At 34.5% G+C, this 11,614-nt stretch carries 6 protein-coding genes and 1 tRNA gene; 2 read left to right on the plus strand and 5 right to left on the minus strand.

Annotated elements, in window-relative coordinates; translation table 11 throughout:
* Positions 1 to 306: 306 nt before the first annotated feature.
* The 3 genes from Q0A18_RS13925 to Q0A18_RS13935 form a co-directional block, all read right to left on the minus strand.
* Positions 307 to 378 (minus strand) — tRNA-Arg (locus Q0A18_RS13925).
* Positions 379 to 385: 7 nt separating this feature from the next.
* Positions 386 to 2,164 carry a TonB-dependent receptor gene (locus tag Q0A18_RS13930; protein ID WP_292010761.1) on the minus strand — a complete coding sequence of 593 codons (1,779 nt, stop codon included), beginning with the start codon at positions 2,162 to 2,164 and terminating at the stop codon, positions 386 to 388.
* Between the two features lie 80 nt (positions 2,165 to 2,244).
* Complete coding sequence (locus tag Q0A18_RS13935) at positions 2,245 to 5,208, minus strand: tetratricopeptide repeat protein (RefSeq protein ID WP_292010762.1); 2,964 nt, start codon at positions 5,206 to 5,208, stop codon at positions 2,245 to 2,247.
* Positions 5,209 to 5,383: 175 nt separating this feature from the next.
* On the opposite strand from Q0A18_RS13935, the gene Q0A18_RS13940 reads away from it, so the two are divergent.
* A complete protein-coding gene (locus Q0A18_RS13940) occupies positions 5,384 to 7,051 on the plus strand; it encodes an amino acid permease (protein WP_292010763.1) in 1,668 nt (555 codons plus the stop codon).
* A gap of 291 nt (positions 7,052 to 7,342) precedes the next feature.
* Here the strand turns inward: Q0A18_RS13940 and Q0A18_RS13945 are convergent, their stop codons facing one another.
* Positions 7,343 to 9,028 (minus strand): hypothetical protein, encoded by a 1,686-nt coding sequence (locus tag Q0A18_RS13945; RefSeq protein ID WP_292010764.1) that lies wholly within the window; start codon positions 9,026 to 9,028, stop codon positions 7,343 to 7,345.
* A 133-nt stretch (positions 9,029 to 9,161) separates the two neighbouring features.
* Between Q0A18_RS13945 and Q0A18_RS13950 the strand changes: the two genes are divergently transcribed.
* Positions 9,162 to 9,467, plus strand: coding sequence for a DUF962 domain-containing protein (locus tag Q0A18_RS13950; protein ID WP_292010765.1), 306 nt, complete (start codon positions 9,162 to 9,164; stop codon positions 9,465 to 9,467).
* 45 nt (positions 9,468 to 9,512) lie between these two features.
* Here Q0A18_RS13950 and Q0A18_RS13955 read toward each other — a convergent pair whose 3' ends face one another.
* On the minus strand, positions 9,513 to 11,534 hold the full coding sequence (locus Q0A18_RS13955; protein WP_292010766.1) for a DUF3857 domain-containing protein: 2,022 nt from the start codon (positions 11,532 to 11,534) through the stop codon (positions 9,513 to 9,515).
* Between the last annotated feature and the right edge of the window lie 80 nt (positions 11,535 to 11,614).

The raw sequence follows: 11,614 nt of genomic DNA on the forward strand, positions 1-11,614 counted from the left end.
CTTAATAAAAAAACTTTTAACTCCTCATTTAATTCAAATCATAGATTTATAAAACAAATAACATTCATGGCTAATAGACAAACCCGACGAAAACAGACTAAGGTTTCGAAGATAAAAAATCCGCCAATAAAGGTGACTAGAGAAAAATCAAAAAAATACAAAGTATTAAAATATATTTTAATTGGATTGCTAGCTTTAATCTTCTTTTTATTTTCCATTTTTCTATATATTATAAAAAATATCAACCTCAATAAATAATATGATCTAATGTAAAATAAAGAAACCGCCCTTAAACAGGGCGGTTTGTGACCGCAGAAGGATTCGAACCCTCACTGTCGGAGCCGAAATCCGAAGTTCTATCCATTAAACTATGCAGCCGGTTAATTTAGAATGTAATCTTCACCCCTCCTAAGATCTGGGCTCCAAGCACTTTATATCCTTTGTAAGTCTGATACTTTGAGCTTAGCAGATTATTTCCAAGCGCGAAAATACTGAAATTTTTGTGAATTTTATACTCTGCGGAAAGATTTAAATCTGCATATCCTCCTACTTTATCATCTCTGTTTTCAGTAGACTGATACATCATAGCATTAATAACCTGAGGATCAGACACTCCCTCTATAGAAAAAGAATTGGTAGTTCTGTCACTGGCAAAGATTCCTTTAAACCCTAATATGAGTTTTTTCTCAAGCATTGTATATTTAGCTCCGATACTGGCATTCAGTAAAGGAATGTTATAAATATCATTATAATTTTTAAGGTCATATTTTGTGAACTTCACTTCCCCGTCTATAATTAAGTTTGCTAATGGGAAATACTGAATGCTTCCTTTAATGTCACTTACATTCCCATCATCATAAACAGCAGAGAAAGTATTGGCAAAGTTATAAGCAGAACGGTTAAGCGTATATTCATTATCAAACAGTCCATTTCCCTGATAGAAAAGAATATCTTTCATTTTTCCGTATCCTGCAGAAACATCATATTTAAAGGTTTCATCTATATCTCCTCTTAAACCGACATAGAAATGATATTTGGTTTCAGTCGGCTTCAACATCTGATCGGAAAGAATATAAGGATTGATCTGTAGTAGATCACCGTAAGTATTCAGTTTTAAACCTCCGTCTACTCCACCATAAAATTTGAATTCTTTTGCTGCTGCATATTGGAATTCAGCCTGAGGGAACCAATAGGTTTTATTATTTTTTACCTGAGCCATCTGATCGCTGGAGTTTTTTCCATTCAGAAAAGCAAATGAAGATCCGATCATTAAATAGGAGTCTCCTTTAGCAAACGTCAACTTAGGTGCTAAGCTTGTATTAAAATAATTGGAAGAGTTTTTTTCTCTGATCGCAAAATCAGTTTTTACCGTTTCCAATCCAACTCCTAAATCTGCATTCAAATTAATCCCGCTCGTAGAAAGTTCAATGGCATGCTTGGATAAATTAGCTAAAATGGAAGCTTGGTTTTCCTTTCCGTCAAAATAATCTTTTAAGAAGGAAGACTTTACTCTTACATCGTTAAGAATTTCATTGGAATAGAAGTCATAATATCCGTTTACTTTAAACTGGTTAACTCTTTGTTTCAAATCAACATCTGAAGACGGATTAAGTGCATAAATACCATAATAATTATAGTTATTCAGACCGTATTCCGCATTCAAATTAAATTTACCCTTATCTCCATAAGCATTCATAAATGCTGCAATATTGGCAGAGGTCTGCTTGGAATTCCAGTCATAGTCCTTCTTTAGTCCGTTAGTGGAAAGTACATGGGCATCAGCTCCGATTTCTATTTTATTTTCCAGTGTTTTAGAAATATTGGCATCGGCCAGGATCTTTCCATAATTTCCCATTCCGAACTGAACATAATTATTCTGGGCTGTTCCGTCAAATTTCGGAGTTACATCTTCCCCCTGGATCGTAGATGTTTTAAAATCAGATACGGCAGGAACATCTGTAATGGTATATTTTACAGGATTCTGAGATTTTTCTTCAGGCGGATAATTCTTCACCGTTTCAATAGAGGTTTTCTTTTTCTCAATCCTCTTTACTTCCGGTTCTCTCTTTTTATTAAGAATAAGCTTTTCTTCTTTGATCTGGGAAAACGCAATCTGTGAAATCCCTAAAAATAATATAGATAATAATTGAATTCTCTTGTTCATTACTTATTGTATTAATGTATTAAGTAGAATGTACTGATCATTAACTGTCCATACATTTTACATAAATACGACAGTACTTTTTACTTTTTAATCTGCTTTTTAACTTCTTTAGCCTCAGCTATAATATCAGGGAAGTCCTGATAATTAGTAATAATCTGATCGCAGGTATAGCTTGCCTGATAATTGTCTTTTAACCCTATATAATTTTTAGCCATCAACACTAGAGCTTTTGCACCCCAATAATCTTCCGAAGCATAGTTATTAGCCAATTTAAAGATCGTCTCATTGGAAGATTTAAAGGCTTTTCCTTTATTCTGATAATAAGCTTTTGCATATAGTGCTTCAGCTGCTACCGTTGTATTAGAAGATTTTTCCAAAGAAGTATATGCTGTCTGGGCATCTTTATCTTTTCCGGAATTCATCAGGCTTCTTGCTTTAATCACCTTTGCTGATTCTATTACTGAAGCTGAGTTTTTATTATTTGCAATTACAGCATTAGCCAATTTTTCAGCTTCCGAGAAATTTTTCTCGTCCGCATAGATCTTCATCAGCTCCACATTAGCGTAATTCTTAATATTAACATTGGAAGAATTCTGAAGTCCTATCAGATATTTTTTAGCATCAGAAGTTTTACCCTGTGCAAGATAAATTTGAGTAATTCGGGTTCTCGCATCATCCTGATAATCGTTCTGTACATTGGCCACTTCCTGTAATATCAATAAAGCTTTTGTTGAATTATTGGTTTGGTAATAGCTTTCTCCCAATTCATACTTAGCCTGATATAGACCTTCTCCTGTCGGGTTCTGAGTCAGGTACTTCTCGTAATAAGAAATCGCATTCTTATAATCTTTCTTCGCAAAATATTGTTTTCCTGTTGACAGATTAATCTCATCAATTTCGGAAGCATCAATGTTTACCCCGATATTTCTTGCAAAGCTTTCATATCCTGCAACATCTCCGTTTTTGGTATAAATCGGTTTGGCAGCCTGTACTACTTTCTGTGCATAAGCCGTATTTTTATACTGCTCTCCTAAAGACTTTAGTTCTGAAAGCGCTTTATCGCTCTGGTTTAAATCTATATAATTCTGCGCTCTGTAAATAGAGGCATTAGCAACTAAATCTTTATCAGAGGATATTTTTATCACCTTAGAGAAATAATCATTGGAATTGGAAAAATCATCCTGATCCGCATAAGCTGTTCCGATTTCATATAAAGCATCATCGTAGAATTCTGAATCAGAATATTTGGATACAAAAGTTTTCAGGGTAGTAATCTTCGCCTGGGTATCCCCTTTGAATCCTAATGCCATTCCTTTCTGATACAAAGTATAATCTGAAGCGTCATCATTTTTATCGTAAATGGCAATCGCCTCATTCAGCTGATTATTGGCATAATAAATATCGGCGAGACGAAGTTCCGCATCATTTTTAAATTCAGGCTTCGGATTGGTAAGGTATTGTTTGAAGTATTTCTCGGCCTGATCAAACTTCTTGGATTTAAAATAAGCATATCCTAAATCATAAGGTAATTGTTGCTTCTCAGGAAAGCTTTCATTAAGCAGTTTTTCATAACGCACAATCGCGGAAGGGTTGTTTCCTTTCTGATAATACGTCTGAGCCAGCCAGTACAAGGCCCTGTTGTTAAACTCTTTATTGATATTGAATTCAAGACTTCTCAGAAAATATTTTTCCGCTTCGTCATAATTTCCTTTATTAAATTCTTCAGTTCCCAATAAATAAGAAACTTCCTGATCTACTTTATTGATTTCAGGAGTTGAATTCTGCAGTCTGTCGATTGCATTCAGTGTTTCTTTGTAGTTTCCTGAATACAGATAAGATTTCACAAGAAGTGACCTCATTTCAGAAGAGTTACCTCCGTTCTGGTTCTCATTGATATAATTCTGGATTACCGTAGAAGGACTTTCAAATGGATTTCCTATATCATAGCTCAATTTTGCATATTGCTCATGGGCCAGTTTTTTCACTTTAGCATCATAATTCATCTGGTAAGAAGATCTGAACGCAGAAAGAGCTTCCTGCTTCTTATCCACTGCCAGGTATGCATTCCCTAGCTGATAATAAGCATTCTGAGCTAATGCAGAATTGCTGTTAAGCAACTGGTTATAATAAGAAACCGCTTCATCATATTTTTTAAGCTGGGCAGCCACGAATCCCATTTCATATAAATCATTTTCAGATGGATTCTGCTGAACACTCAGATAATCTTTCAAATGAGGATAAGCCGAAGTATAGTCTTTCTTCATGAAATAACTCTCCCCGATAATCTTATGAACCTCTGCTTTATAGGATTCAGAAATATTTTCATTCAGCAAAGCATTTCCTTCTGAAATAGCTTTATCATAATCCTTATCGTTGTAATACATCTGTACATAATAAGGACGGACCAGTCTCGAATATTTAGGCTGATCTTTGATAGAATCAAAATACTGGAATGCTCTGTCATTCTGCTTATCGGCATAATATAAATGCCCAAGCATATAAGCGATATCCCCTTTTTCAGATTCATCAACATCTTTGTAAGCTTCTTCCAATGCTTCGATAGCGCCTTTGGAGTCTCCTGTCATGAATTTGGCATACCCCAGTTTCAGAATGTATTGTGTATTTTCCTCTCTTGAAAGCTGGTACTGATTTACCTTTTGCAGGGTTTCCAGTGCTTTATCAAAATCCTTCTTTGCCAGATAGTAATCGGCTAATGGCAAATTAGCCTGAGCAAAATAAGCAGAATTAGGATATTCTTTCATAAAAGCGGTTAATCCTTCTTCTGCATGATTCTTCTGAAGAATCACCCCTATTACATTATCAAAAAACTGGGCTGCCTCTTTTTTAGAACGGGACAAATTCTGGTTATAGAAATATTGTCTTGCATATTCGTATTGAGAAGCGTTATATATTTTGGTCTGATAAAGATTTTCTGCTAGATTAAATCTGTAATTTTCTTTCTGTGTGAAGTACTGTGACTGTTGTGCCTCGGAAAGTCCGTAGTAAAATACAACAGCTGCTAAAAGTATTTTTTTTGATTTCATTCTTTTGAATAAAAAAATTAGTCTATTATTATCAACGAAAGTATACAAAACTTATTGTTTGGGCAAGTTTAGAGGAAGGGTTTAAGGAAAAAAAGAGAAATTTTAGCTATTTTTTAACATACTTTTGTAATAATCCTTACTTTTGTTTTTTTCAATTAAAATTTAAAACACTGAAATGAATCAACTTTTCAGAAGAAAACAATACTCAGATAAAGATACGTCTACGAATCTCTTACGGGTACTTGGAGTTTGGGATATCGTCTTTTTTGGTATTGCTGCCATCATCGGAGCCGGAAGCTTTAGCAGCTTGGGTGAAGCAGTTTTCAGGGGTGGTCCCGGTGTTATTCTTTTATACTTAATATGTGGTTTTGCCTGCGGTTTTACGGCTCTTTGCTATGCTGAATTTGCCAGTAGAATTCCTACTGCAGGATCGGCTTATACTTATGCTTATGCCAGCTTCGGAGAACTGATTGCCTGGATCATAGGCTGGGCATTGATCATGGAATATTCATTTGGGAATATCTATGTTGCCTTTTCGTGGTCCGATTATTTCACAAGCTTCCTGGAAAGACTGGGAATGCACATTCCTGATTACCTGACCTGCAGTTACACAGAAGCTAAGAAAGCAGTTATTAACGGTTCCGAAAATAAAGAATTAATCAATGCCTGGAAAACAGCCCCACCACTCGGAAGCCTTAAATTCATTGTAGACCTTCCTGCTTTGGTTATTAACGGATTGATCACCTGGCTTTGCTATATTGGAATTAAAGAAAGTAAAAACTTCAACAACTCATTGGTTATTTTAAAACTGGCAGTTATTGTCCTTGTTATCTTAGTAGGTTTTTCTTACATCAATACGGAGAATTGGACACCTGTCAATCCGGAAACCCAGGTAGCATCTTTCATGCCCAATGGATTTACTGGAGTAATGAGTGCTGTATCAGGAGTTTTCTTTGCTTATATCGGCTTTGATGCCCTAAGTGTTCTTTCCGAAGAAACAAAGAATCCACAGAAAACACTGCCAAAGGGAATGATCATTTCCTTAGTCCTTTGTACTGTAATTTATATAGCACTGACACTTGTTTTAACCGGAATGGTTGATTACAGGAAATTTGACGGTGTAGGAGATCCTCTTTCATTTATATTTGAAAAATCGAATGCGAATGTAGCGTGGATGGAGCTTGTCGTTTCTTTCGTTGCCATTGTGGCGATCACTACCGTGTTATTAGTTTTCCAGATGGGACAACCAAGAATCTGGTACGCCATGAGCCGTGACGGTTTGATGCCTCAAAGATTCCAGAAAGTACACCCAAAATATAAAACACCTTCTTATGCTACGGTCATTACAGGAATTGTAGTAGGAATTCCCATTATTTTCACGGACAAAACCTTCATCCTTGATTTTACAAGTATTGGGACTATTTTTGCTTTTGTTCTGGTTTGTGGTGGCGTTCTGATGCTTCCTGCCAAAGAAAAAATCCCGGGAAGGTTCCATTTGCCTTATGTAAATGGTAAAATTATATTCCCTGTCATTTTCATTGGAGGATTATTAGGTTTTTACTTATGGCAACCGGAGTTTTTCCATGAGTTATCAGACTGGGCAGATCCTAAAGAAGGAGAATTCAGGGCTTCAATAGTATTTTTTATTATTATTAACCTGATTATCTGTATAGTAGCGTTTGTAAAAAACCTTTCTTTGATTCCGCTGGTAGGTTTGAGTTCATGTCTTTATCTTCTTACGGGAATGAGCCATGAGAACTGGTTCTGGTTCGGATTATGGTTTGCCATAGGATTGATTATCTACTTCTTCTATGGTTATAAACACAGTAAATTAAGGATTTAAGGCTGAATACTTAAAAATTAATATACAAAGACTGTCTTTCTTATGAGACAGTCTTTTTTCTATATAGATATTGAGACTTTATAGAAGTTTTTTAATGCAAAGGAAATGAAATAGATACTAATAATCAGTGAGTTGCTTCTATGAAACTGTATTTAAAAAGAAGTTGATTATTAGGTTTATTAAATCAGGTAATTTAAACCTATTAAAATTAAAATAATCTTTACCTTATCTTACTAAAAAAGCGACAGCCTTAAAAGACTGTCGCTGAGTGTTAATATTTAATCACAAGCTCTATCTTGTTAAAGTTAACTGGTTATAAGGATTACCCGTAGCAGGGTCTATAATTCCTGATGCTGTATATCCGTTAGCATCTTTGACTGTAATATTTCTTAGGTAGGTAGTCTTTGCAATACTAAAGATACTAGCCTGTCTGAAAGGCACGCAAAGATTAAATGTAAAGCTGTTAGCCGTAATATTTGAAGGAGTTACCGTTACTGTTTTCTGGCTTAATAAGGTACCGTTATCCGCATACACATCATAAGTAACTTCTAAATCTCCGGACATTACTTTACCTAAAATCGGATATTTATAATCTAAAGTAATTCCATAGTTATAAGAATTCAATCCACTGCAAGGAAGTATGGAGGTTTTAGTTGCTCTGAAATTGGATAAAGTCATTGCTGTATTAAAGTTTCCAATTTTCCAAAGCTCTTGATTTTCGTTGAACAGATCTGTTTTATACAGAGTAATTCCTAAAGAAGAGAAAGAGAAGCTGGCTTTAGAATAAAAGTTTCCTTCAGATGAAAAGTTAGCCGCCTGAGATGTCCCAGCATATCCGTTAGAATAAGTGTTCACTCCAAAACTGATATCAGAGTTCACACTGATAAGGTTTGTATCTAACAAAGAAACTTTAGGTTTAATTACCACTGCCATATCCGTAGCTACCTCTCCTGCTAGGTCTGCTTCTGCTACTCCGGTACTGGTCATTGTATTTTCATAGATAAAATGGTTGGTTTTCCCTGGAACATTGTTATAATAAGCAAAACCTACCTTAAAAGTTCCGTTAGCATTAAATGCTAATTTCGAAGCTTTAGAAACATTAGCTTCAATGCTCATTGGGAAATTAACCTGATCGATACTGATTTTAGCAGGAATATCTCCCAAGAAATCACCAGTAGGAATATTGACCTCAATTTCAACTGATTTTAAAAGATCCAGTAAGTTAGAGGGCACATTATTAATCAAGTCATACTTATACTTTTGGTTAACTGCTCCTGAAAATGCTATAGAAGGATTAATACCGGAATTGATCTGGTAATATACTTCCAGAGCATTTGGTAAAATCTTAGAACTTCCGAATCCCATATTTACATTCAGTGTAGAAGTTACAGAAGTATTAGGACTTAATGTCAATCCACCAGCCGTATAATCCGGAATATGAGTAAAAATATCGTAAGTAAAGCTATTGTTATAATCTTTTGCTTTAAGAAGAGAATGGTTTTTAGAAGCCAAATCCTGCTCTGCGGCCTGAGTATCTATCGATAATTCTAACGATCCTCCACTGAATAAATCTCCAATATGGGCTTCGGAAGTATTCAATGAGAAGGTGTTGTTATTATTGACTACTCCTGTAATTGTTCTTAAATAAGTATGATCTTCTGTTTTCACATAAATAATGTTTCCTGCTACCAGCTTTTTAATAAGTTCTTTGGACTGAGTTGTAAAACTGAATCTTCCGTCCTGCATTTCATTATCCGGGCTTATAATCGTGGTATTCTCAGAAGAAATCTTAACTAGATTAGGATTTACTTCGACATTTTTAAGGTTATAAACTACCCCTCCGGAACGTCCGGACTGATTAATTACTTCTGTTGCTGAAACCTGTTCAGAATTACTCATGCTGTTGCTCAAATCGTCATTACTACAGGACGTTAAAAACAATGCTGCAGGGATAAGCACAAAATAGAATTTTTTCATAGTGTAGTGAATTTTATTTAGTACAAAGCTATGTATAATAGAGCATTTTAAGAAAAATTAACATCAAAAAAAGATAAGAAAAGTTATGCAGAAAATCATAAATTTGAAGTTATAATATAAAAGACTAATTATCATGGCAGAAAGAATTAAAACTTACAAAGAATTTTACCAGTTTTATCTGGATGAGCATAGTAAAACAGGAACAAAAATTTTCCATTTTACAGGCACCTTACTTATTTTTGTCGTTATTGGCTACGTCATAAGCTCAGGAAAAGAAAGGTTTCTATGGTACATTCCCATTATCGGATATGGCTTTGCATGGATCAGCCATGCTTTTATTGAGCGGAATAAACCTGCTACTTTCAAATATCCTTTATGGTCCTTAATTTCCGACTTCAAATTATTTTTTGAACTTCTGATAGGAAAACAAAAATTCTAATAATTAAGATATAAAAAAGGCTCCCTTACCGGAAGCCTTTTTTCTTTATTTAAAATGTTTTTTAAAACCAAATTTCAACCGGTTCATGAACCCAGGCTCTATAATGTCTATTCCCAGGCCAAAATTACTGTCAGCAATGGTATGGTGATCACTTCTGAACTTTTCAAATTCAGCTTGAGGAATTTCAGTATTAACGGTAGGCTTAAATTCTATATTGACTGTCGCTCCGTTCTTGGTCACTTTCTTACGGCTTGTAAATTCAAAATAAGGATTATTAATAGTACTTTCCTGAATAGTATATTTTTCCTCGGTATCTATTTTCTCATCAGTGTAGAGACTGATCTCATATTTTTCATTATCATAATTATGCCAGAAAGGCAGGTCTTTATGCATGAAATCTCTTGCTCCGCCTTTTACAACATTTCTGTCAAAATACATAAGGAAGCGGTTCTTCTGAGAGTCTACAAAATAAGGACCTTCTACCGTTGCTGTATACTGGACAGTTACTTCATTCAACTTTTTATCATCATGTATAATATCTATAACAGCATCTTTAAAAATATTCCTGATATCCGTTCCGTTTCGGTCGTTATTATAATTTAAACTGTAAAAAAGAAAATTATTCCAGCTGTCCACGATCTCCCTTTTATTAGTATTTTTAAAATACCTCCTCATGCTGTTTGCACGGTTACCTTTGTATACAGTGTTGAGTTTTAATTCTCCCACATTATTTTTTGCTGTAAAATCCACCTTTTCATTAATACAGTAATACTGGAATTTATAGGGTTTTCTTTGCTGTAATTCCTGATCAGGCTTTACTTCAAGATAATGCATAAAATAAATAAACCCTCTATTCTCAATCAATCCGAATTCATCACGGATCGTAGCATCTACAAAATAAGTCTCCCCTTTATAATTAATCTTTACGATCACATGATTAAAGGTTAATAATGAAGGAAGATAATATTTAATATAATAATCTGTCCGGAAATTAACCAATACCACAGAAGCTTCAACTCCGATATAATCCAGAATCACCTTCAGTAATACAGTTTTTGCTTTACAATCCCCTTGTTTGTTCTCATACGTTACGGAAGGCTCCTGAGGCTTATGGCCATTCATCTCATCTGCATTAAAAATATAGTAAATGTTATTCTGGACATATTCTATGGCAAACTGTAATTTATCATCAAGCTCCGGAATGGCATCTAGCTTTTCGATAAGAGAGGGTGCAAATTCCCGTAATGAGGAAGCATTATATATTTCTTCATAAATCGGAGCTATATAATTAGAAAGATCTTTCCAGTTACTTACAGTAGCAAAATCTATAAAAGGAAAAATTTCACGGTTCGCGTCTACCGGATTAATATAGTTCTCCTGTTCATATGTAAATCTTTCACCTTTTTTAAGAATCCTTACTTCCGGCTCCAATACATTCCCCTGTTCATCCCTGAAGAATACTTTTTTATAGGCAACCGGTTCCTCACGATCATTTATAAAGGTAAATTTATAACTTCCATATGCCCAATAGTTATCAGGACTTACCCAAACGTATTTAGAATATTCTTTTCTTAAGAAATCACGTTCTGTAAAGACCTTTACTCTTGAATCCTCAAGAATCAAAACATCATACAGCCTCAAATCCTTAATGGTGATATTGATTTTTTTATTACTGCTTAAAATTCCTCCGCTGCTCTGGCTTTCACTATCTAATACTTTTATTTTGGTGTCCGGTATTTTATCTATCAGTACTCCTTCTCTCAGAACACTTATTCTATGGATATTATATACTTCATTTTCTTCAACCACAACATCCATCACTGAAGCTCTTTCCAAGTTGGACGGCTCATTAAGAGTATAAGCCATACAAACATATTCATTGCTTTCGCTGTTGCTCGTATAATAAATCTTATCAAGAAAATAGCAGTAATCCCTTCCATCTCCTATCTGCTTGCGAGAAAAATCTGATTCTTTGATTTTTTCTATTAACTGCTCATCATCAACACTTCCTGCCCATGATTCCGGCTGTTGGATTTTATAATTTTCAATCTGTATTTGGCTATCCATATTTGTATTTTTATATTATTTGATTATTTATTTTATAATATATTTATTATTTATTTTTTTTAATAAATAAGCGGTACAAA

The sequence above is a fragment of the Chryseobacterium sp. genome (assembly GCF_022712095.1).
Classification (GTDB): domain Bacteria; phylum Bacteroidota; class Bacteroidia; order Flavobacteriales; family Weeksellaceae; genus Chryseobacterium.